21 protein-coding genes are annotated in these 22,896 nt (G+C 64.0%); 12 read left to right on the plus strand and 9 right to left on the minus strand.

Annotated elements, in window-relative coordinates:
• Window positions 1-14: 14 nt before the first annotated feature.
• From XW59_RS21970 to XW59_RS21995, 6 genes are all read right to left on the minus strand, one after another.
• A complete protein-coding gene (locus tag XW59_RS21970) occupies window positions 15-428 on the minus strand; it encodes a Rieske (2Fe-2S) protein (protein ID WP_047148007.1) in 414 nt (137 codons plus the stop codon).
• A gap of 2 nt (window positions 429-430) precedes the next feature.
• Window positions 431-1,537 (minus strand): amidohydrolase family protein, encoded by a 1,107-nt coding sequence (locus tag XW59_RS21975; protein ID WP_047148006.1) that lies wholly within the window; start codon window positions 1,535-1,537, stop codon window positions 431-433.
• Window positions 1,534-2,655, minus strand: a complete 1,122-nt coding sequence (locus tag XW59_RS21980) for an amidohydrolase family protein (protein ID WP_047148005.1) — start codon at window positions 2,653-2,655, stop codon at window positions 1,534-1,536. The genes XW59_RS21975 and XW59_RS21980 overlap by 4 nt, the downstream gene beginning before the upstream one ends.
• Before the next feature lie 14 nt (window positions 2,656-2,669).
• On the minus strand, window positions 2,670-3,773 hold the full coding sequence (locus XW59_RS21985; protein ID WP_047148004.1) for an amidohydrolase family protein: 1,104 nt from the start codon (window positions 3,771-3,773) through the stop codon (window positions 2,670-2,672).
• A complete protein-coding gene (locus XW59_RS21990) occupies window positions 3,770-4,759 on the minus strand; it encodes an amidohydrolase family protein (protein WP_246666170.1) in 990 nt (329 codons plus the stop codon). The genes XW59_RS21985 and XW59_RS21990 overlap by 4 nt, the downstream gene beginning before the upstream one ends.
• A 348-nt stretch (window positions 4,760-5,107) precedes the next feature.
• Window positions 5,108-6,025: a LysR family transcriptional regulator gene (locus XW59_RS21995; protein WP_047148003.1), complete on the minus strand. Its 918-nt coding sequence runs from the start codon at window positions 6,023-6,025 to the stop codon at window positions 5,108-5,110.
• Window positions 6,026-6,260: 235 nt separating this feature from the next.
• On the opposite strand from XW59_RS21995, the gene XW59_RS22000 reads away from it, so the two are divergent.
• The 6 genes from XW59_RS22000 (at window position 6,261) to XW59_RS22025 (ending at window position 13,569) form a co-directional block, all read left to right on the plus strand.
• Window positions 6,261-7,616, plus strand: a complete 1,356-nt coding sequence (locus XW59_RS22000; protein WP_047148002.1) for an FAD-dependent oxidoreductase — start codon at window positions 6,261-6,263, stop codon at window positions 7,614-7,616.
• 12 nt (window positions 7,617-7,628) lie between these two features.
• Window positions 7,629-8,903, plus strand: coding sequence for an aconitase X catalytic domain-containing protein (locus XW59_RS22005; RefSeq protein WP_047148001.1), 1,275 nt, complete (start codon window positions 7,629-7,631; stop codon window positions 8,901-8,903).
• Complete coding sequence (locus tag XW59_RS22010; protein WP_047148000.1) at window positions 8,900-9,334, plus strand: DUF126 domain-containing protein; 435 nt, start codon at window positions 8,900-8,902, stop codon at window positions 9,332-9,334. Before XW59_RS22005 ends, XW59_RS22010 begins: the two co-directional genes overlap by 4 nt.
• Before the next feature lie 160 nt (window positions 9,335-9,494).
• The gene (locus XW59_RS22015; RefSeq protein WP_052958397.1) at window positions 9,495-10,550 is read left to right on the plus strand and encodes an extracellular solute-binding protein; all 1,056 of its coding nucleotides are present in this window, start codon (window positions 9,495-9,497) and stop codon (window positions 10,548-10,550) included.
• Window positions 10,551-10,625: 75 nt separating this feature from the next.
• On the plus strand, window positions 10,626-12,386 hold the full coding sequence (locus XW59_RS22020) for an iron ABC transporter permease (protein WP_246666171.1): 1,761 nt from the start codon (window positions 10,626-10,628) through the stop codon (window positions 12,384-12,386).
• A gap of 85 nt (window positions 12,387-12,471) precedes the next feature.
• Window positions 12,472-13,569, plus strand: coding sequence for an ABC transporter ATP-binding protein (locus tag XW59_RS22025; protein WP_047147999.1), 1,098 nt, complete (start codon window positions 12,472-12,474; stop codon window positions 13,567-13,569).
• A gap of 17 nt (window positions 13,570-13,586) precedes the next feature.
• On the opposite strand, the gene XW59_RS22030 is transcribed toward XW59_RS22025, so the two are convergent.
• On the minus strand, window positions 13,587-14,549 hold the full coding sequence (locus XW59_RS22030; protein WP_047147998.1) for a LysR substrate-binding domain-containing protein: 963 nt from the start codon (window positions 14,547-14,549) through the stop codon (window positions 13,587-13,589).
• 191 nt (window positions 14,550-14,740) lie between these two features.
• On the opposite strand from XW59_RS22030, the gene chvE reads away from it, so the two are divergent.
• The 4 genes from chvE to XW59_RS22050 are packed head-to-tail and all read left to right on the plus strand — an operon-like array spanning window position 14,741 to window position 19,578.
• Window positions 14,741-15,805: a multiple monosaccharide ABC transporter substrate-binding protein gene (gene chvE / locus XW59_RS22035; protein WP_206077737.1), complete on the plus strand. Its 1,065-nt coding sequence runs from the start codon at window positions 14,741-14,743 to the stop codon at window positions 15,803-15,805.
• A 58-nt stretch (window positions 15,806-15,863) separates the two neighbouring features.
• Window positions 15,864-17,405, plus strand: coding sequence for a multiple monosaccharide ABC transporter ATP-binding protein (gene mmsA / locus XW59_RS22040; RefSeq protein ID WP_047147997.1), 1,542 nt, complete (start codon window positions 15,864-15,866; stop codon window positions 17,403-17,405).
• The gene (gene mmsB, locus XW59_RS22045) at window positions 17,402-18,592 is read left to right on the plus strand and encodes a multiple monosaccharide ABC transporter permease (RefSeq protein WP_246666179.1); all 1,191 of its coding nucleotides are present in this window, start codon (window positions 17,402-17,404) and stop codon (window positions 18,590-18,592) included. The genes mmsA and mmsB overlap by 4 nt, the downstream gene beginning before the upstream one ends.
• 14 nt (window positions 18,593-18,606) lie before the next feature.
• The gene (locus XW59_RS22050; RefSeq protein WP_047147995.1) at window positions 18,607-19,578 is read left to right on the plus strand and encodes a hypothetical protein; all 972 of its coding nucleotides are present in this window, start codon (window positions 18,607-18,609) and stop codon (window positions 19,576-19,578) included.
• Window positions 19,579-19,589: 11 nt separating this feature from the next.
• On the opposite strand, the gene XW59_RS22055 is transcribed toward XW59_RS22050, so the two are convergent.
• Window positions 19,590-20,009 (minus strand): DMT family transporter, encoded by a 420-nt coding sequence (locus XW59_RS22055; protein ID WP_047147994.1) that lies wholly within the window; start codon window positions 20,007-20,009, stop codon window positions 19,590-19,592.
• Window positions 20,006-20,491, minus strand: a complete 486-nt coding sequence (locus XW59_RS22060) for a DMT family transporter (RefSeq protein WP_047147993.1) — start codon at window positions 20,489-20,491, stop codon at window positions 20,006-20,008. Before XW59_RS22060 ends, XW59_RS22055 begins: the two co-directional genes overlap by 4 nt.
• Before the next feature lie 311 nt (window positions 20,492-20,802).
• Between XW59_RS22060 and XW59_RS22065 the strand changes: the two genes are divergently transcribed.
• On the plus strand, window positions 20,803-21,684 hold the full coding sequence (locus XW59_RS22065) for an AraC family transcriptional regulator (RefSeq protein WP_047147992.1): 882 nt from the start codon (window positions 20,803-20,805) through the stop codon (window positions 21,682-21,684).
• A 165-nt stretch (window positions 21,685-21,849) separates the two neighbouring features.
• Entirely contained in the window at window positions 21,850-22,878 is a 1,029-nt protein-coding gene (locus tag XW59_RS22070; protein ID WP_246666180.1) for a sugar ABC transporter substrate-binding protein, read from the plus strand.
• The last annotated feature ends 18 nt before the right edge of the window (window positions 22,879-22,896 follow it).

The following is a 22,896-nucleotide window of genomic DNA, read 5'->3' on the forward strand; positions in this document are numbered from 1 at the left end:
CGCTTGAGCCAAGTTCAAATCTCCACGACCACGTAATCCTCGTCGATCGAGACCTGAAAGATTTCGGCCTGGTACGGACCCTCCACGACGGTGCCGCCATTGGCGACGGACACGTCGAAGCTCTTGACGCGCGTGCGGGCCGGATCGCACCAGGACTTGCCGGTGCGGATGTCGAATTCCCAGCCGTGCCATGGGCAGCGGACGAGTTCGCCGTGCCGCGTCATCCGGTACTGGCCGGGCTCGTCGGATTCGGCGAGCCCGACGAGCTGGCCCTTGCACAGATCCGCGCCTTCATGCGGACAGCGATTGGCGATGGCGAAGAACTCGCCCTTGACGTTGAAGAGCGCGATGTCGCGGCCTGCGACCTTCACCAGCTTGGATTTGCCGATGTCGACTTCGTCGACCCTCGCTACCACGTGACGACCCATGTTCAGCTCAATCCATAAAAGTTTGCAGCGTTTCCGGCGAAGATTCCGGCCTTTTCCTCGGGTGTCAGCGGCACCTTGAAGGCGTAGCGGGGATCATCGAAATCCCAATGCGGGTAGTCGGTCGAAAACATCAGCCGGTCCGTTCCCATCCATTTCAGCGTGTCGATCAGGTTGCGCGCCGGGTTAGGCTCTTCCATCGGCTGGGTCGTGAACCAGATGTTCGTGCGCAGATATTCGGATGGCGGACGCCTGACATGCGGAACCTCGTCGCGCATGGTCTTCCACGCCTTGTCCATCCGCCAGCCGAAGGCCGGCACCCAGGAGAAGCCGCCTTCTACGAAGGAGACCTTGAGATCGGGAAAATCTTCGAACACGCCCTCGAAGATCAGGCTGGCAATCACCGCCTGCATCGTCTGCACCTGGGAGTGATGCTCCTCTATGTAGTAGGAGGGCCAGCCGGCGCCGGTCGCGGGATGTCCCCCGACGCCGCCGACATGCATGGCGATCGGCAGGCGGTGGCGCACGGCGGCTTCGAGGATAGGCCGGTAGCGCCGCTTGCCGAGCGGCTCTATCGATCGGGGGGGCAGCAATATCTGGACGAAGCGCCTGTCTTCTGCTCGCCTGTCGATTTCGACGACCGCGCTTTCGGGATCTTCCTGGGTGGCGATGATCGAGCCGCGCAGGCGCGGTTCCGGTTCGAGGAATTTGTCGACCTGCCAGTCGTTCAGCGCGGTGGCGAGGGCGATCGCATAGTCGGGATGGCGCTGGCCGCTGGCATTGCCGCGCAACGGCACCAGCACGCCGATGTCGATGCCGAGCCCGTCGAGATGCTGCTCGCGCATGAATGGCAGGTCCGAGCCGGGCGGACCGCCATTGGGCGGCCAGGAATCGACGCGCGAAACTTCCGGCACCATGCGCGGATGCGAGAGCGTCTCGGCAAGCCCCTGGCGGATATGGCCGCCATAGGTCGCCGCATGGTCGCGCCAGCGCTTCGACAGGAAGGGATGCAACTCGGCGGGCGACTTCATGGTCGGGTGAATGTCGCAGTCGATGAGGTTGAAACGGGTTCCCGCTTCGGACGCGGGCGAAAGCACTGTCGATTCCGTCATCGTGCGGCCTCCGTGGAAAGATCCGCGGCAATCCGCGGATAGGTGGCGAGGGGATTGTCGATCAGGATCTTCTTCGCCAGCGTCTCGCCGAAAGCCGCCGAGAGGGCGGCCGTGCCTTCGAAGTGCCAGTGCGGATAATCGGTCGAGAACAAAAGGATATCGTCGCAGGCGATGTGGTCGAGCGTGCGAGCAAGCGCGTCCGGCTCTGGTGGCGCCTCGACCGGCTGGAGCGTGAACCGCACATGTCTCTTGACGATGTCGCTCGGCGGTTCCTTCACCCAGGGGGTCTCGGCCCGCACGCCGCGCCAGGTCTTGTCCGCGCGCCAGAAGAAGGAGGGCAGCCAGGTGAAGCCAGCTTCGGCGAAGACGATTTTCAAATCCGGAATCTTGGCGAAGACGCCTTCCGAAACCAGGCTGAGAAGCTGGCTCTCGAAGATCGCGGCCTGCGCGACATGGGCCTCGACGAAGTAGCTCGGCCAGCCGGTCGCGGTCGGCGCGTGCCGCGCGCTGCCGCCGGCATGGACGCAGACCGGCAAGCCGTGCCTCGCCGCGGCTTCATAGATCGGCCAGTAGCGTCGCCGGCCCAGCGGCTCGTCATTCTGCGCGAGGATGAGCACCTGGACGAAGCGCCTGTCGCCGGCGCGCCGTTCGATCTCCGCTATCGCAAGCTCCGTATTCTGGGCGGAGATCATGATCGAGCCGCGCAGGCGAGGCTCCTTATCGAGCCATTCGCGGGCGAGCCACTCGTTGACCGCGCCGCAAAGGGCGGCGGCCATGTCGTCGGAGTGCATGATCATCGCACCGTGCAGCGGGTTGCAGATGGCGATGCGCGTGCCGAACGGGTCCAGCGCCTGCGCGCGGACGGTCTCGAGCATCGCGCCGGCGGGGGTGCCCTCCACGCGCCAGTCGGGCCTCGCATTGATCGGTGCCCGCGGCGGCGAGGCGGTCATGGCAAGGCTAAGCCGATCGACGCCGCGCATGACGAAGGTCTCGCGCCAGTATTCGTCGAGATACGCAAGCAGTGCCGCCGTTGGCGGAGGCGCGGGATGGACGTCGCAGTCGATCCCACCCAGGGTGGAAAGGGCCGGCGTTTCCAGTGATCTGACGATTTCATTCATGGGCAAGGCTCCGATCAGGCCAGGCGGTAGACCTGCCTGGCGTTGTCGCGGAAGATCGCCGCACGCTCGGCCGGCGTCAGCGGCACCTTGAAGGCGTAGCGGGGATCGTCGAAATCCCAGTGCGGGTAATCGGTCGAGAACATCAGCCGGTCGGTGCCCATCCATCGCAAGGTGTCGAGCAGGTGACGGTTGTTTTCGGGCTCCTCGATGGGCTGCGTGGTGAACCAGACGTTCTCACGGATGTACTCTGAAGGCGGCCGCTTGACGTGCGGCACTTCCGAGCGCATCCGCCGCCACTCCCGGTCGAGCCGCCAGGCAAGCGGCGCGGCCCAGGCGAACCCGCCCTCGACCACCACCAGCTTCAGCTTCGGAAAGCGCTCGAACACGCCCTCGAAGACCATGCTCGTCAGCACCGTCTGCAGGGAATGGGCAAAGGCGTAGTGCTCCTCGATGTAGAAGGAGAACCAGCCGGTGCCGCTGTTGGTGTGCACGCCGGCCGCGGCCGAATGCATGCCGACCGGTAGGCCATGGTGCTCCGCCGCTTCGTAGATCGGCCAATAGCGCCGCCGCCCGGCGGGTTCGATGGTGCGCGGCGGAATGGCGATCTGCACGAAGCTCTTGTCGGCGGCCCGGGCCTCGATCTCGGCGAGAGCGGCGGTCGTATCTTCCTGCGTCACGCAGATCGAGCCCTTGAGGCGGGGCTCCGGGCCGGTCCATTTGTCGATCTGCCAATCGTTGATCGCCGTGCACATCGCCGCGCCCAGCTCCTGGTTCAAGGTGGAGCTGCCGGCGGCGAGCGGCTGCAGGATTCCGTATTCGATATCGAGCGGATCAAGCAATTGCTCGCGCATGAAGGCGAGGTCGGACGCCGGCGGGCCGCCCGAAGGCGGCCAGGCGTCGCGGCGCATGCCGCCGCCCGGCGTCATGCGCGGATAGGGCAGGGTGCCGACCAGCGGGTTGGCGCTGCGCGTGCCATAGTCCTTGACATGGCTGCGCCAGCGCTGCGGCAGGAAGCCGAGCAGTTCGTCGGGCGTGCTGACCGCCGGATGGATGTCGCAATCGACTATGCCTAGCTTCGTCTCCTGCGCGGTCTCTCTTTCCAGAACGGCGTCGCTCATGGCAGGACCTCCAGTCGCGGATAGGTGGAAAGCGCGTTTTCGCCGACGAAGCGATCGAGGAGACGTTCGGGGAAACCGGCAGGCAGCGCCGCGTCGCCGTCGAAATGCCGATGCGGATAATCGGTCGCGAAAAGCAGCATGTCGTCGGCGTCGAGATGCTCGATGATGCGCTCCAGTTCCGCCGGATCGAGAGGCGCGTCGAAGGGCTGCGCGGTCATGCGAATCTGCTTGCGGATCAGCGCCGCGGGCGGTTCCTTGACCCAGGGGATCTCTATGCGCGCGCCGCGCCAGTCCTTGCTCATCCGCCACATCAGGCCGGGTAGCCAGGAAACGCCGGATTCGATCAGCACGACCTTCATGTTCGGGAATTTCACCAGCACGCCTTCGGCGACCAGGCTGACCACCTGCGCGGCGAAGCCCTGCGACTGGTGCACATGGTCCTCGACCAGATGCGAGGGAAACCCGCTCTGGCTCGGCGCGTGCCGGTAGGTGCTGCCGGCATGGATGCCGAGGGCGAAGCCGTGCCGCTCCGCCGCCTCGTAGATGGGCCAGTAGAAGCGCCGCCCCAGCGGCATCTCGCCCATCGCCAGCGCCAGCACCTGCACGAAGCGTTTGTCGCCGGCGCGGCGCTCGATCTCCTCGACGGCCGCCTGCGGGTTCTGCAGCGGCACGACGAGCGAGGCGCGCAGGCGAGGGTCCCGGTCGAGCCATTCCGTCGCGAGCCAGTCGTTGGTCGCACAGCACAGCGCGGCGGCGAGATAGGGATCGTAGATCGCGTGAACGCCGGTCACGCAGTTCAGGACCGCGCAGCGCAACCCGAAGGGATCGAGCAGGTTGCGGCGCAGCTTGTCGACGCCCTTGCCTTCGCCGGCCTGCCAGTCGGGCCGGTTGAAGGGGGGCGTGCGTGTGGGGTAGCTCGTCAGTTCCAGAAGATCGACGTCGCGCGAGGTGACCATCTCGCGCCAGTAGTCGTCCAGATAAGGCATCAGGTCCGCGCGCCGCGGCGCGTCTGGATGAACGTCACAATCTATTGCGCCCAGCCGCGACAAGGTCGCGGGGCGCGGGGCGACAAGCGTCTCCACCGCGTATGTCCTTCCTCCCTGACGAACCGGTGATCCACGCCTGCCGATTGCAGGCAAGAGGATCGGTTCGTCTCCTCGAGAAAACGCGTGGCCCCACGGTTTGCGCTGGTCCACTGGCCACGCGTCGTCTCATCGGTTGGAGCTTACGGACCACCGAAGCGTTGAGAATACGCTTTTTCGCACTATTGGCTTTCGCGATTCGAGAAAGATCGAACCGGTCTGTCTCATCCTTCAAGGCAAAGATGAAGGTTGTCAGGCCGTCGCGTCGTGCCTCACCATGTCCCACGGCGGTACGGGCTGCGTGTGTGCCCGCAACCATTCCAGAAGCGCGCGAACCGTCGGTTTTCTCGCCTTCGTCTGCGGCACGAGCGCCTTCAGCCACAGTTCCGAAACCCTGTATTCCGGCATGAGCTCGATGAGCTTGCCGGTGCGGATCGAATCGCGCGCGATGTAGCTCGCGACCATCGCGACGCCACGCCCGCGACAGGCGAGGTCGTGCAGGACCTGGGTGTCGTTGGCGCTGAAGGCCGAACGTACCTCGACGTCGATCGGTCCGCGCGGACTGACAAAGGACCATGTCGAGCCGGTGGCGTGGAAAGTCAGGCAGACATGGTCGACGAGATCGCGCGGATGCTGCGGCAGGCCGTGGCTCTCAAGGTAGGAAGGGGCCGCGCAGAGTGTTCTCGGATAGGCGCAGAGCGGTTCGTCTATCACATTAGAATAGGAGGCGGGCAGCGCGCCGAGCGCTATGTCGTAGCCCTCCTCCGCCGGATTGACGGAGCGGTCGACGAGCGCGACGTCCATCGTGACGTTGGGGTTTTCCGCCTGGAAATCGCTCAGGATCGACGCGAGAAAGGCGATGGTGAAGGTGGTCGGCGCCTTGATGCGCAGATGACCCTCGATGCGCCGGGCCACCGCCTCGGCGCCGCTGACCGCCTCGTCCACCTCCCTCACCAGTGCCTGGTAGCGGGGAAGATATCGTTCGCCGACCTCGGTCAGCACGAGCTGGCGAGTCGAGCGGATGAAGAGCTTCACCCGCATCTGGTCCTCGAGCCTGCTGATCCGCTTGGTCACGACGGAAGGCGCAACGCCCAACTGGCGGCCGGCCGCCGAAAAGCTGCCGGAACGGGCGGTGGCGATGAAGGTGCGGATATTGAGAAGCGTATCCATGGCGGCGATCCGTCCGAATGAGCAAGCGGGGCTCAAGGTAAATTTTCATGAAGCCTAGCAGTGCCGCCTATCTTTCTGCAATCGAGAAAAGTGAACGCAAAAAATTGGTGCTTTTCGACTATGGGAGAAAAGGTCAATCTGCGTTCCAGAGGGAATTCGAGGCCCGTGACGGGTGGCGCTTGGCCTTTCGAGAGGTGCGGCGCGGCGAATTCGGAGGAATGAAGGGAGGTCGCGCATGGCGGAAGCCGATGTCGCCCGAAATACGCGTCTTGTCCGCCGTGAAGCAGCAAACGCAACCACGCGCGTTTCCGCCGATATCTGTGTGGTCGGAGCTGGCATCGCCGGCGTTTCGGCGGCGATCGAGGCGGCGCGGCTTGGGCGCAAGGTCATCCTGGTGGACGGTCTTCCGGTGCTCGGCGGTCAGGCGGTGAATTCCATCATCGGCACCTTTTGCGGCCTGTTTTCCAACGGCACGCACGGCTATCAGTTCACCGGCGGTATTGCGAACGACATCATCAGGGATCTCGGCCGGCAGGACGGAGCGTTGTTCTTCCGGCACGGGCCGCTGACGACGGTTCTTTATTACGACGAGGTCGCGCTCGGCCGCTGGGTGGAGCAAACGATCCGCGCGGAAGGCATCACCGTTCTCCTCGGCGCGGTCCTGAGGGACGTCAAGCGCGAGGGCAGGCGCGTGGTCGAACTCCAATGCGCGACGCGCTACGGCGACGTGAACATCGTCGCCGACGGCTTCGTGGACGCCACCGGCGACGCGGCCCTTTCCTGGAATGCCGGTTTCGAGTGCCGCGAGGCGTCGGACGCAACGGTCTACGGCACGCAGATGGTGGTGCTGGAGAACATCGACGAGGCCAGCCAGCCGAGCAAGCAGGAAATTTCCCAGCGGATGAGCGAGAAGGGCGAAGAATACGGCCTTCTGCGCCGCGAGGGTCTCGCTTTCGTCATTCCGGGCCGCGGCGTCGCCGCAATGAACATGACCCATGTCGAAACGCCGCTCGAGCCGCTGGAGGCGTCGAAGCGCGCGCTCGATGGCAAGGACCAGGCCGACAGGGCGGTCCAGTTCCTGCGTCGCGAATTTCCGGCCTGCTTCGGCGGGGCGCGCGTGCGGGCCTACGGCTTTCCGGGCATTCGTCAGACGCGGTGGATCGTCGGACGCCAGCAGCTCACCACCGAGGACGTGCGCGCTGGCACCAGGTTCGACGACGCGGTCGCCCGCACGGCGTGGCCGATCGAGTTGCACGACCATTCCTCCGGCCATCATTGGCACACATTCGACGAGGACCACGTCCACTATGTTCCGCTGGGCGCGCTGGTGCCGGCGGAGGCCGACAACGTCGTTGCCGCGGGCCGCTGCATCGACGCCGACACCGCCGCGCTCGCCAGCGTTCGCGTGATGGGTCCGTGCATCGCGATGGGGGCGGCGGCTGCTCACGCGCTTGATCTTGCGGGAACCGGCAGCGTACATCAGATCGATCTTGCGACGCTTCGCGAGCGCCTGCATGACAATGTAGACAAGGTCGAGCCGATCCACGGGCGCGACCGCAACGAAGGTATCCGTCCCGCCAACGCAGCCTGAGGCGCGCAAGCCATGCGACTGACCGACCATGAAAAGTCACTGCTCGACGGCGAGCACGGCCCCGCCAAGCAGAAGGCGATGGACCTCCTGGTGCGCTATGGCGAGGCCCTGGGGGCGGAGCGGCTCGTCGAGACCAACAATGTCGCCGGTGCCTTCAATGCATCGACACCCTCCGTGCAGAAGATAGCCGAGAAGGGCTTCGACGCGGTCTATTCCGAACTCAATCTCGACAGCGACGAGACGGTGGAGATTCCCCGCATGGTGGCGCACACCTGCCAGCTCATCACCGGCATCGACGATCGCAACTGGCAGATACAGGGCATTCCCGAACATCTGGTGGAATCGCAGCGCAAGGCCGAGGCTTTCTTCGGCCGTCGCGGCATCAACATGTTCGCAACCTGCACCCCCTATCAGGTCGGCAACGTGCCGGTGAAGGGCGAGCATTGCGCGTGGATGGAATCGTCCGCGGTCGTCTACTGCAATTCAGTGCTCGGCGCGCGCACCAACACCGAGGGCAAGGAGAGCACGGGGGCGGCCGCGCTGACCGGGCGCATCCCCTATTGGGGCTACCACATCCCGGAAAACCGCCGCGCCACGCATCTGGTCGACGTCGAGATCGAGGTCGACGACATGATGGATTGGGGGCTTCTCGGCTACCACCTCGGCGAGGTCGTCCAGGAGGACGTGCCGGTATTGTCGGGCCTCACCCATCAGCCCGATCTGGTGAAGCTCAAGCATTTCGGGGCGGCCGCCGCATCCTCCGGCGGCGTGGAGATGTACCACATCCCCGGCATCACGCCGGAAGCACGCTCCATCGAGGAAGCCTTCGGCGGCAGGAAGATGGAAGGACGGCTGCGCTTCGGGGATGCCGAGCGCCGCCGCGCCTACGAGAACCTCAACTGCGCGACCTCGCGCGAGGTCGATTTCATCATGCTCGGTTGTCCGCATAATTCGATCGACCAGGTATGGCTCGCCGCATCGCTGTTGGAGGGCCGCAAAATACACCCCAACACCGCGCTGTGGGTGCACACGCCGCGCGCGTTGCGTGAGGTTGCCGAGCGCAACGGCTATGTGCGCATGATCGAGGAGGCCGGCGGCGTGGTGATGAGCGACACCTGCCCGGCGATCTCAAGGCATATGCCCAAAGGCACCAAGGTGGTGGCGACCGATTCCGCCAAGCAGGCGCACTACCTGCCTGCGATAACGGGAGTCGAGGCCTGGTTCGGCTCGGTGAGGGACTGCGTCGAGGCGGCGATCGCGGGCCGTTGGCAGGGAGGCCTCCAATGAGCCAGGCCATCACGCTCAAGGGGCGCAAGGTCGTCGGGGGCGTCGCGGAGGGGGAGGCGATCGTCACGGGCGACACCATCTCCGGCTGGGGCGGCATCAACGAGCGCGACGGTACGGTGATCGAGCGCCGGCACGAGCTGCGCGGCCAGAGCTTCAAGGGCAAGGTGCTCGTTTTCCCGGGTGCCAAGGGTTCGTCGGGGTATTCGGCCTATTTCCATATGGCCCGCATCAATGGCGCTTCGCCCTGCGCGATGCTGTTCAACAAGATGACGACCAAGGTCGCACTCGGCTGCGTCGTTTCGCGCGTGCCGGCGATGACGGAACTCGACCAGGATCCGCTGGAGGTCATCGAGACGGGCGATTGGGTGAAGGTCGATGCCGATCGCGGTTTCGTCGAAATCGTCAAGCGCAAGGATCGCGACGCGGTCTGAAGGCATAACGAGCGCGGCGCCTCTTCTACACGGCGCCGCTGGACTGGAGGAAAGAAACTACGGCCGGCAAACGGCCGCGACAGGTTCAAGGGCCGGAAACAGGCGGCGAAGCAAGCCGTGGCTGCAATCCGGCATTGTCAGTTCCAGGGAGGAGAGAGAAGTGACGAATACAAGGACCACCGCCGTTAGAAGCTGGTCGCGGCGGCTTTTTCTCGCGGCCGCCGGCAGCGCCGCGATCATGTCGGGCGCAAGTTTTTCCGCGATTGCGCAGGAGGATGACTGGGAAAAGGTCATCGAGGCGGGGAAAAAGGAAGGCAGCCTCGTGCTCTACACGGCCTATGTCGGCCAGCCGAGCACCAAGGCGATAGCCGATGCCTTCACCGCGGAATACGGAATCTCGGTCGAGGTGCTGGAAGCCCGCGCCAGCGAGATCCGCGAACGCGTGCGGGTCGAGCAGGCGGCGGGGCGTTACGCGGTCGACGTGATGTTCACGAGCGAAGGCCAGACCCGCCTCTACGATCTCGAGGACAAGTCGATCGATCCGCTGCCCGTGACGCCCAATTCGGGCAAGGTGCGCGACCAGTTCAAGCTCGAAGTGCCGATGGCCTCGGTGATGACGATCCCCTACGGGATGCTCGTCAACACGAGGCTCGTGCCGGAGAACGAGATTCCCAAGAAGTGGACGGACCTCACCGATCCGAAATGGAAAGGCAAGATCCTGGCGGACGATCCGCGCGCCATCGGCGGCGGATATTCCTGGTGGTTCTCGACCTACGACAAGATCGGCGAGGACTTCCACAAGAAGATGGGCGAGCAGCAGCTCACCTTCACGCGCGACCAGCGCGAGTCGCAGCGGCGCGTGGCACGCGGGGAGTACGCGATCTACATTCCGCTGATCCTGACCGACGCGCCGGGTCTCGAGGGTCTTCCCGTACAGGCCGTCATTCCCGAAGAGGGCGTGCCTTACGTGCTCTACGGCAACGTGCTTTTGAAGAACGCGCCGCATCCCAATGCCGCGAAGCTCTACATCGATTTCCTGCAGTCGCCGGCCGCCCAGAAAATCTACGCCGAGCTTGGCCATGGTCCGGTGGTCGACGGCGTGACGGAAGGACTGCCGGACAATATCCGCGCGCTCTCCGAGGCCAAGCTTCTCGGCACGTCGGATTCGCGCCGGCAGAACGAGATGCTCGAAAAGGCCAAGGCCATCTACAAGTAACAGGCGATCGCGTCGCCCGGCTCGCGCTGCCGGCGACGCGATCCGCTTTTAGAGCGGAAGCAGCGAGGGCTCCCCATGACGATCGCCTACAATCGCTCCTCGGGCGTTGATGCGAGTACACAATTGCGCGGCAATGCATTCACGCGCGCGTTCTCCGGGGGCACGCTGGGGCGAAATATCGGCATGGCCGTGCTGATATTCATCCTTGGCTTCCTGACGCTCTATCCGCTCTCGATGCTGCTCTATGGCAGCCTGCATTCGACGCCGCCGGGCATGGCGGGCGAGTTCAACCTGGCCGGCTATCGCGCCATCCTGACGGCGCAGAACCTCCTCGTCCTCGTCAACACGGTCGGCATTTCTCTGGCCAAGACCATCCCTTCGCTTTCGATCGCTGTGCTGCTCGCGTGGATCATCGCCCGCACCGACACGCCGTTCCGCGGCACGCTCGAAGTGCTGATAACCTTGCCCTTTTTTATCCCGCCGATCCTTACCGCGATGGCATGGGGCATGCTCGGCAACCCGCAGGTCGGCGTCATTAACATGGCCTGGCGCTGGCTGACCGGAGCCGAGGAGCCGCTGGTCAACGTCTATTCCTATGGCGGCGTGATCTGGCACATGTGCCAGTATTCGATACCGTTCCTGTTTCTCTTCATCGTCGATGCGTTCCGCGCGATGGATCCGTCGCTCGAGGAATCGAGCCGCATGTGCGGCGCCTCGCGCTGGAGCACGTTTCGCAAGATCACGCTCGTCCTGATGCTGCCGGTGCTGACAAGCTCGTTCATGCTGAGCTTTATCCGAGGCATCGAATCCTTTGAATCACCGCTGTTTTTTGGAACGCCGGCCGGCATCACAGTGATCACCACGGAAATCTACGAATCCATCAATCATCGCGCCACGCCCGACTACCAGTACGCCACCGCGCTATCCTTCGCAATTCTGGGACTGATGTTCCTGCTGGTCCTGTGGCAATGGAGCCTTCTGCGCGGCAAGAGCTTTCAGACGGTCACCGGCAAGGGTTTTCGACCGAACGTCATCGAACTCGGCCCGTGGCGCTGGGTGACCTTCGGCTTCTGCGTGCTGTTCTTCTTCGTCACCGTCGTCCTGCCGGTCGGCCAGCTTCTGCTCGGTTCGTTCTTCCGCTTCTTCGGCTTCTACACCTACGACATGCTGACGCTGGAGCACTATCGCGCCGTGTTCGCCAATTCGGAATTCTGGCGCGCGATGCGAAACACGATGACGCTCGGCCTGCTCGGCGCGACGGCGACGATGGTGCTGGGCGCGATCGTCGCCTATGTCTCGGTGCGTACGAAATGGAAGGGCCGCCGGCTGATCGACGTCATGGCATGGCTGCCCTGGATGATGCCCGGCATGGTGCTCGGCGTCGGCTTCCTCTGGGCCTTCGCCATGCTGCCGGGGCCGCTGCCGATCTATGGAACGATCTGGGCGCTGCTGCTTGCCTATATCGCGCTCGGAACGCCGGTCGCGACCCGCGTCATGACCGGCTCATACCACCAGCTCTCCTATGATCTGGAGGAATGCTCCAGGGTGCATGGCGCGACCTGGTTCCAGACGATGTGGCGCATCCTGGTGGCGCTTGCCTGGCCGGCCTTCGCCGTCGGCTGGGTGCTGACCTTCTTCGGCATCATGCGAGAGCTGTCCGCGTCGATCCTGCTTTATTCGGTCGGGTCGGAGGTGCTTTCGGTCGTGCTCCTGAAACTTTGGACCAACGGCAATGCCGAGCAGGTCAGCGTGATCGGGCTGATGATGATGCTTCTCGTCATCCTGTTCCGCTGGGTGCAACTCAGGGTGATCAAGAGCAGGATCAGCAAGCTGTGAGAATGGCGGCTTCTTGGGCCGCCGCGGACAATGTGTGGTTTGCGGCGACGGCATTCCTGCCCATGCCGCCGGAAGGAAGAAGATAATGGCTTCGGTGACGCTCGAAAACGTCTCGCGTGTATATGGTGCGGTCACGGCCGTGGACGGCGTCGACCTGAAGATCAGGAGCGGCGAGTTCGTGACGCTGCTCGGCCCCTCGGGCTGCGGCAAGACGACGACGCTGCGCATGGTGGCTGGCCTGGAGAAGAACACGGGCGGGCGCATCAGCATCGGCGACAATGTCGTCTCCGACGCGGACAGCAACTATTTCGTGCCGTCGGAACGCCGCCGTCTCGGCATGGTCTTCCAGTCCTATGCGATCTGGCCGCACATGACCGTCTTCGACAATGTCGCCTATCCGCTGCGCATCCGCCGTCGCCCGGCGGCGGAGATCAGGGAGCGTGTGATGGGCGCGCTGCGCCTGGTCGAGATGGAACAATATGCGGAACGGCCGTCGCCGGCGCTTTCCGGCGGCCAGCAGCAGCGCGTGGCGATCGCGCGCGCGCTCGTCTTCGAGCCCGAGGTGCTGCTTCTCGACGAGCCGCTTTCCAATCTCGACGCGCGGCTGCGCACCCAGATGGGCGACGAGTTCCGCCAGCTCCAGCAGCGGCTGAAGATCACCGCGCTCTATGTGACACACGACCAGGCGGAGGCGATGGCGCTTTCCGATCGCGTCGTCGTCATGCATGGCGGCAAGATCCTTCAGGTCGGCGCGCCGGAGGAAATCTACCAGCGGCCGGAAAGCCGGCAGGTCGCGGCCTTCTTCGGCACGCCGAACCTGCTCGCGGCCAAGGTCAAGGATTGCCGGCCGAATGGTGGCGCCGTCTTCAAATTGTCCGTGGAAGGCCAGGGATGGTCGGGCGAATGCCATGCGGCGACGGAGATGACTAAGGGCGCCGACGTCACCGTCATGGTGCGGCCCGAAAATCTCCAGGTCTGCGAGGCAGCAAAGGCGAATGGCGGCCTGTCCTGGTCGGGCGAGGTGGTGCAGGCGATCTTCCGCGGGTCGCACCGCTCGATCGTCGTGAAGACCCCGGCACAGAAGCTCAATGTCGAGGCGTCGTCGCTCGCCGACGTCGGCGTCGGGCGCACCGTGACCATAGCCGCGCCGCCGGAAGCGGCCTGGGCGGTGTGCAGCGAATAGTCGAAGCTTTCGCCGGTTCAGAAGCCGGGCCGCTTGTGAGACACCTCGGCGTCGACGATGTCGTACATAGCCTGCGCCGCCGGCGTCAGCTCGCGCCCCGCCATCCGTATCAGCGCATAGGCTTCCACCTCGATGTCGAATGCGATCGGCAGCTTGGCGATCGCGGCCGGCGCGCCGAAATTCTCCGCGAAGAAATCCGCGACCGCAGTGGAGATCGGCGCGATCGCATTGGTGCGGCTGACGGTCATCACCGTCAGCATGAATGACGAGGTGTTGAGCACCTTGCGCGGCAGCGAGATCCCGCGCGCCAGAAGCGTGCTTTCGACGGTCGAACGCAACAGCGTCGCCTCGAACGGCAGCACCCAGTCGAATTCCGACAGGCGTTCCTCGGCCTGGATCGGTAAGCGCAGGAGGGGATGGCCTTCCCTGACGATCAGGCTGATGGGCTCGGGGCCGATGAAGCTTGCCTCGAACTGCCGCTTGTCCTGGCCTGTCGGCAATCTGCCGAGATAGAAGTCGAGATTGCCCTGCAGGAGGGCTTCGCCCAGCACATCACTCGTGCCGACCTCGATGTTGACCGTGATGCGCGGCATGTCGAGCCGTGCCTGTCGCACGGCGGGCAACATGTGCTCGACCGACGGGCCGGTGACCGATCCGATCCGGACCTTGCCGAGCTTGCCGGCGCCGGCCTCCGATAGCTCGCGCTCGGTCTCGTCGATCTCCTGCAGCATGCGCCTTGCGCGGCGTGCGAGGATCTGACCGGCGGGCGTGAGCTCCACACCCCGGTTCGTGCGTTCGTAGAGCACCGCGCCGGCGATATGGGCGGCTTCGGCGGCAAGCCGGGAGGCCGCCGGTTGGGAGATGGCGAGGGCCTTCGCGGCGATGCTCATCTGACCCGATTGGGAAAGGGCCGCGAACAGCTTCAGATGACTGAGCTTCAGTCCGCGCCTGACAAGTCCGGAAACGATCGGCTCCATCATTCCGCCCCGACATCATCGATGGCCGCGACTATGCCTATTATACCAAAAACTGCATATCAGACTTTAGAATCGACATTTGACGCGCATAACAGGCTGGGCAATCCTGCCGCATGCCGCTGGGAGAGGTATTGCGGTTGTCGAGAAGCAACGGGCGCCCGGGCAGGAGCGCCGAATGGGAGGAAAAGATGAGAATGTGGACGAAGGCCTTGGCCGGTCTGGCCATGGCGGCGACGCTTGTCGCCGGTTCCGTGCAAGCGAATGCGCAGGACAAGGGCACGATCGGCATCGCCATGCCGACCAAATCGTCGGCCCGCTGGATCTCGGACGGCAATTCGATGGTCGAGCAGTTCAAGGCGGCCGGCTACGAGACCGATCTCCAATATGCCGAGGACGACATTCCGAACCAGCTCGCGCAGATCGAGAACATGATCACCAAGGGCGTCAACGTGCTGGTGATCGCCGCCATCGACGGCACCACCCTGTCGAACGCGCTCGAGAACGCGCATGCCGCCGACATCAAGGTGATCGCCTATGATCGCCTCATCCGGGACAGCGAGCATGTCGACTACTATGCCACCTTCGACAATTTCAAGGTGGGCGTGCAGCAGGCCAATTCCCTCGTCGCCGGGCTTCAGGAGCGTTTCGGCGAAGGTCCGTACAATGTCGAGCTGTTCGGCGGCTCGCCGGACGACAACAACGCGTTCTTCTTTTATGATGGCGCGATGTCGGTCCTCCAGCCGATGATCGACGCCGGCAAGGTCAAGGTGCTTTCCGGCCAGATGGGCATGGACAAGGTCGGCACGCTGCGCTGGGACGGCGCGGTGGCGCAGGCGCGAATGGATAATCTGCTTTCAGCCTATTACACCAACGAGCGCGTCCACGGCGTGCTTTCACCTTATGACGGTCTCTCGATCGGCATCCTTTCCTCGCTCAAGGGTGTCGGCTATGGCTCCGGCGACATGGAAATGGCCATCGTCAGCGGCCAGGACGCGGAAGTTCCGTCGGTGAAATCCATTCTCGCCGGCGAACAGTACTCGACCGTGTTCAAGGATACGCGCGAGCTTGCCCGTGTCACAGTCGGCATGGTCGACGCGCTGATGGGCGGCGGCGAGCCCGAGATCAACGACACCAAAACCTACAACAACGGTGTCAAGGTCGTGCCGTCCTACCTTCTCGAGCCGGTATCGGTCGACAAATCGAACTGGGAGGAGATCCTGGTCGGCAGCGGCTACTACACCAAGGAACAGATCCAGTAAGAGGCCTCGCGGCCGCCGACGCCATCGACGCCGGCGGTCTCCGGTTCGGGATGTTTCCATGGACGCAATTCTGGAAATGCGCCGTATTTCGAAGCGCTTTCCCGGCGTGAAGGCGCTGGACGAGGTCAATCTCAGCGTCGAACGCGGCGAAATTCACGCGCTTGTCGGGGAGAACGGGGCCGGCAAGTCGACCCTCATGAAGATATTGAGCGGTGTCTATCCGCATGGCGACTATGACGGCGAGATCGTCTACGAGAGTCAGCCGGCGGCCTTCCGCGGCATCGCCGACAGCGAGCGGGCCGGCATCATCATCATCCATCAGGAACTGGCGCTGGTGCCGCTCCTGTCGATCGCCGAAAACCTGTTTCTCGGCAACGAGATCGCCAGACGTGGGGTGATCGACTGGCCCGAAACGTTCTCGCGCACCGAGGCCCTGTTGCGCAAGGTCGGCCTCAAGGAGCCGCCGACGGCCTTGGTCGATACGCTCGGGGTGGGTAAGCAGCAGCTCGTGGAGATCGCCAAGGCACTGTCGAAGGACGTGAAGCTGCTGATCCTCGACGAGCCGACGGCGGCGCTGCAGGAGCGCGACGCCGACGCATTGCTCGAACTGCTTCTCGAACTCAAGGAGCACGGGATCACGTCGATCCTCATCTCGCACAAGCTCAACGAGATCGGGCGCGTCGCCGACAAGATCACGGTGCTGCGCGACGGCATGGTCGTCTCCACGCTCGACTGCCATGAGCGCGAGGTGAGCGAGGAACACATCATCCGCGACATGGTGGGCCGCGACATGGCGCATCGCTATCCGGAGCGGGTGCCCAGGATCGGCAACACGCTGCTCGAAGTAAGCAACTGGAACGTGACCCACCCGCTGCACGCCGACCGGCGGGTCATCCGCGATGCGAGCATCAGCGTGGCCGCCGGCGAGGTGGTGGGGATCGCGGGGCTGATGGGCTCGGGACGGACCGAATTCGCCATGAGCCTCTTCGGCCGGAGCTACGGCCGGAACATTTCCGGATCGGTCAAGCTCAACGGCCGCGAGGTGGATGTCTCGACCGTGGAGCGGGCGATCGGCAGCGGACTTGCCTATGTCACCGAGGACCGCAAGGCGCTCGGCCTCGTCCTCGAGGAGAATATCCTGCGCAACATCACGCTCGCCAATCTCGGCGACGTTTCGAAGAACGGCGTGGTCGACGACGCGGCCGAGCGCCAGGTGGCCGAGGACTATCGCCGCACGCTCGGCATCCGCACACCGAGCATCTTCCAGAAGGTGATGAACCTTTCGGGCGGCAACCAGCAGAAGGTCGTGCTCAGCAAATGGCTCTTCGCGGGGCCGCAGGTGCTGATCCTCGACGAGCCGACACGCGGTATCGACGTCGGCGCGAAGTTCGAAATCTACGGCATCATCAACCGGCTGGCCGATCAGGGCAAGGGCGTGATCATGATCTCCTCCGAAATGCCGGAACTGCTGGGAATGTGCGACCGCATCTGCGTCATGCGCGAGGGCGCGATCGTCGGCGACCTGCCGGCGGCCGAGGCGAACCAGGAAAGGATCATGGCAATGATCGTGAAGGGGCAGGAGGGGCGGCAGTGGCATTGACCAAGAGCGCGGCGGAAACGCCCAGGTCGTCCGCGGCGCGGTATCTTTCCAATCATCTGCGCGAATACGGGATGCTGCTGGCGCTTGTCGTCATCATGATCTTCTTCCAGATCGTGACCGACGGCACGCTCATGCGCCCGGTCAACATCACCAATCTGTTCCTTCAGAACAGCTACATCATCATCATGGCGCTCGGCATGCTGCTGGTGATCGTGTCGGGCCATATCGACCTCTCCGTGGGATCGGTGGTCGGCTTCGTCGGCGCGCTGGCCGCGATCATGCTCGTCCATTGGCAGTTGCCGACATTCGTGGTCATCCCCGCCTGCCTCCTCGTCGGCATTCTCATCGGCGCCGCACAGGGCTATTGGGTGGCCTATTGGCGCATTCCGTCCTTCATCGTCACGCTCGCGGGCATGCTCGTCTTCAGGGGGCTTAGCCTGTGGATTCTCCAGGGGCAGTCGGTCGGCCCGTTCCCCCGCAATTTTCAAGCGCTCAGCACCGGTTTCGTTCCCGACCTGTTCGGCGTCGACAAGCCGAACCTGACCGCGCTGCTGCTGGGTTTGGTCGCTGCCGGCACGATCCTATTCATGGCCGCCCGCTCGCGAAAGAGACATCAGAAATTCGGCATGGAGGAGGAGCCATTCGGCTTCTTCATCGCCCGCAACGGCCTCATCGCGCTCGCCATTATCTACATCTCATACCTGCTTTCGACCTATCGCGGCTTGCCGAACGTATTGATCACGATGGCGATCCTGACGGCCATCTACGCCTTCCTGACCAAGAGCACGACGATCGGGCGCAGGATCTACGCTCTCGGCGGCAACGAGAAGGCGGCGAAGCTCTCCGGCATCAATACCGAGCGACTGACCTTCCTGGCCTTCGTCAACATGGGCATGCTGGCGGCGCTTGCCGGCCTGATCTTCGCCGCGCGTCTCAACACGGCGACGCCGAAGGCCGGCGTCTCCTTCGAGCTCGACGTGATCGCGGCCGTCTTCATCGGCGGGGCGTCGATGTCAGGCGGCGTGGGCAAGATCATCGGCGCGGTCGTCGGTGCCTGCATCATGGGCGTCATGAACAACGGCATGTCGATACTGGGTATCGGCATCGACTATCAGCAGGTCATCAAAGGCCTGGTGCTGCTCGCCGCCGTCATCTTCGACGTCTACAACAAGAACAAGCAGACCTGAAGGGAACCGCGGGCTTGCTGATTTCGCAGATACGAGGCGCGACCGGCGACTTGTGCGTTATCGTGCGCGAAGGCAGCGAGGCCTATGTCGTTCGCGACGCCGGCAGCGTCTATCGCCTGACGGTGGAGGCGGCACGCAGCGGTGCGCGGCTGGCGGCGAGAATCCATGAGCTCGGGCTTGGTGAAGCGGTTGATCTGGAGGCGGTCTACGAGGAGGGACGTGTTCTGCTGCCGATCACCCATCCCGATCCGGCCCGCATGCACCTGGCCGGTTCCGGACGCCTGCATCCCGCCGCATCCGAAATGGGCGAGGCGGCAGTGGCGGTTTCGAGACAGGTGCCGTCTTCACGGCGGGGGAAAGGAACAACGCCGGGCCGCCCGACCAATGCGCAACCAGCCTGGTTCTACAGGGGCAACGGATATTCCGCCATCGCGCCCGGAGCGCCGTTTGCTTCGCCCTCATTGCCGGGAAGAGGCGGCGGAGAGCCGGAGATCGCGGGCATATACGTGATCGGCGACGACGGAACGCCGTTCCGTCTCGGCTTTGCTCTTGCGAACGGGTTCTTCGGTCATGCCGACCAACGCGCCGAATCTCCTGATCTGGCCTCCTCGGAGCCCCGGCCGAGTTCGTTCGGCCCGGAAATCCTCGTGGGCGACCTTCCGGCCGATATTCGCGGCGTCTTGCGCGTTCTGCGCGGAGGAAGGGCGCTTTTGGAAGAGCCGTTTCGCTCCGGCGAAACCAGCATGTTGCATTCGATAGCCGATCTCGAGCGCAACCATTTCAGGCACGATCTCTTCCGCCAGCCGGGCGACCTGCACATTCATCTGTTCGGCGCGGCGGCGGGCTCGTTTGCGGATGATTTGCGCGCCAGGGAAGGGGACGTTTTCGAGATCGCCGCGCCGGATTTCGGTCTGCCGCTGCGCAATCCATTCGCCGTTTCCGCTTCCATGGAAAACATGCGGGCGCCGCGTGTGGCGACGCTATAGCGCGTCGCTCGTTATCGCCGACGGGTGAGCACGACGCCTGCCAGGATCAGGATCACGCCGAGCGAGCTTGCCCAAAGCGTCTGCGACGCGGAGCGGAACAGGTCCAGTATCACGCCTGAAACCATCTGGCCGCCGATGACGAGAAGCGCGGTGTTGACCGCGCCGATGCGGGGGATCAGCCAACTCCCGGCCGCCACGAAGACGACGCCTATGGGGCCGCCGAAATAGGCGAGCCAGGGGGCCTCGAAGGCACCGGGAGGGATCAGCCCTCCGGCAACGAGTCCTGCCGCGGTCAGTGCGACGAAGCCGACGAGATGGTTCCAGAAGGAAGCGATGAGGGGCGAGGTGGAAAGGCTGAGCCGCCCGTTGATCTGGCGGCTAACTCCCACGAGGACGCCGGCGAGCGCGGCAAAGAGGATCGACAGCGTCATATGGCGCCTGCCCCGGAGAGGATGATCAGGGTGCTGCCTGCGAGGATGAGCCCCAGCGCGGCAAGGTCGTTCATGCGCGGCCGCCGCACCGGCAAGCCGAACAGTCCCCAGCGATCGGCCGCGAGGCTGAAGACCACCTGTCCCGCGAGCCCCAGCGCCAGCGTGCCGGAAAGGGCGAGCGGCGAATTCACCGTAATGGCGGTCAACATGACCGTGACGGCGCCGGAAATGCCTCCGAGATAGGCCCACAGCGGCGCGCGGCCATATGGGCCCCGGTCGCCGCGACTGCGGCGATGAAGAAGCCCCAGCAGAACGATCGCGGCAACGGTTCCCGTGCCATGCGCGCTCCAGGAGGCGAACAATGCGTTGCCATGCAGACCCAATTCGCCGTTGAAATGAACCATGAGCGTCAGCAGGCCACCGGTGCCGAAGGCGGCCAGCAAATGGAGCGGGTTGGGGCGGTGAATGGCGGGAGCGGTCACGCGGTTTTCTTCCTGGAATCAAAATCGCATCCGTAATCAACCTGCCACGATCGGCGGCACGGGAGAATTCCCGAGCTTTCAAGACGACAATCCGCGGAGCATTTTTCCTGGACAAGGCCAGTGGGGAACTTCATTGGTCCAACCATTGGTGAGGCTGCGGTCAAAAAAGTATCAGTCATACGCGGGAATCGTGGTGGCACGCCGCTGGTCCGCTGGCTATGGTTCTCCAGTCACAAGCCCGAAGGGAATATCGGGCCGACGGGAAGAACGAACTTGCGGTGCGTTCCGCCGCTACGTTCGGGAGGAACAGGATGGAACCCGACCTCGAGCTGGTCCAGATTCGACGCGGTGAATCCTTCACGGCCTGGTCGCACGGCTACCCCTTCCATACGGTGCGCTGGCATTTTCATCCCGAATACGAGCTTCACCTGGTGGTTTCCACCAGCGGCCGCTATTTCGTCGGCGATTTCATCGGCGAGTTCGAGCCCGGCAATCTCGTGCTCACCGGTCCGAACCTTCCGCATAATTGGGTGAGCGACGTCCCGGAGGGTTCCAGCGTTCCGCTGAGGGGACGTATCATCCAGTTCAGCGAATGCTTCATAGACGACGCCATGAAAGCGCTGCCCGAGCTTGCCGCGCTCGGCCCGCTGCTTCAGTCGGCGCGGCGCGGCGTGTTGTTTTCGGAAGAGACGGGCCGCGAAATCTGGCCGCTGATGGCCGCTCTGATGGAGGCCCAGGGCATCCGCCGCCTCGAGCTGTTCATGGCGATCGCAGGGATTCTCGGTCATGCGCAGGGCGCCCGGACGCTGGCGAGCCCCAACTATCTGCCCGACCCGTCGGGCTACATGTCGGCGGGAATGAACAAGGCGCTCGGCCATATTCGCCACAACCTGACCCAGCCGTTCGACGAGACGGACCTGGCCGCGATCGCAGGCCAGTCAACCAGCGCGTTTTCCCGCGCGTTCCGCCGCCACACGGGCATGTCGCTGGTGCAATATGTCAAGCGGCTGCGCATCAACCTCGCCTGCCAGATCCTGATGAGCGACGAGGAGGCCTCGATCGCCGATATCTGCTACGAGGTCGGCTTCAACAATCTCTCGAATTTCAACCGTCAGTTCCTGGCCGAGAAGGGCATGCCGCCCTCGCGGTTCCGACGGCTACTTGCGGAAAACATCGACGCGATGCGCGCTTGAGGAAGGAGGCAGGGAGGAGAGGTCATCGCTGAGAACAGTGCGACGAAGCAACAACGGCAAGGCCTTGGCCGATCGTCTGGCACCGGGACCTGCCACCAATCGTTCCTTTATGGAAATGGAGGAGATCAGATGAAAACGACTTTCTGGAAAACTGCCGGTCTGGGTATGCTGGCAGCCACGCTTTTGAGCGGCGGTGCGCTGGCTCAAAGCGCCGACAACGCCACTGTGGCGTTCCTGATGCCCGATCAGGCATCGACCCGCTACGAGGAGCATGACGCGCCCGGCTTCATCGCCGAGATGAAGAAGCTTTGCGAATCCTGCAAGGTGATCTACCAGAACGCCGACGCCGACGTGGCGCGGCAGCAGCAGCAGTTCAATTCGGCAATCTCGCAGGGCGCCAAGGTGATCGTGCTCGATCCGGTCGACTCCGCGGCCGCCGCCTCGCTCGTCAAGCAGGCGCAGGGCCAGGGCGTGAAGGTGATCGCCTATGATCGCCCGATCCCGGCGACGCCGGCCGATTTCTACGTCTCCTTCGACAATGAGGCGATCGGCAAGTCGATCGCGGAATCGCTCGTAGAGCATCTCAAGGCGACGAATGTCGAGCCGGGCGAGGGCACCGGCGTGCTCCAGATCAACGGCTCGCCGACCGATGCCGCCGCCGGCCTGATCAAGAAGGGCATTCACGCCGGGCTCGACAATAGCGGCTATGCGATCCTGGCTGAATTCGACACACCGGACTGGGCGCCGCCCAAGGCGCAGCAATGGGCCGCCGGCCAGGTCACGCGCTTCAACAAGAACATTCTCGGCGTGGTGGCCGCCAATGACGGCACGGCGGGCGGCGCTATCGCGGCATTCAAGGCTGCCGGGTTCGATCCGGTGCCTCCGGTCACGGGCAACGACGCGACCACCGCCGCGCTTCAGCTCATCATCTCCGGCGACCAGTACAACACGATCTCCAAACCGAGCGAGATCGTTGCCGCCGCCGCGGCGAACGTCGCCGTCCAGCTTCTCAAGGGAGAGACGCCGAAAGCCGAGGTGACGCTCTATGATACGCCGTCGCAGCTTTTCGTTCCGGCGGTCGTTACGGCGGAGAACCTGAAGGCAGAGATCATCGACAAGGGGATCGCCAAGGCCGAGGATCTCTGCGGCGGACGCTACGAGGAAGGCTGCAAGAAGCTCGGCATCATCGAGTAGGACAATGGCGAACCCGCC

It is taken from the genome of Aquamicrobium sp. LC103, assembly GCF_001014615.2.
Lineage (GTDB): Bacteria > Pseudomonadota > Alphaproteobacteria > Rhizobiales > Rhizobiaceae > LBCQ02.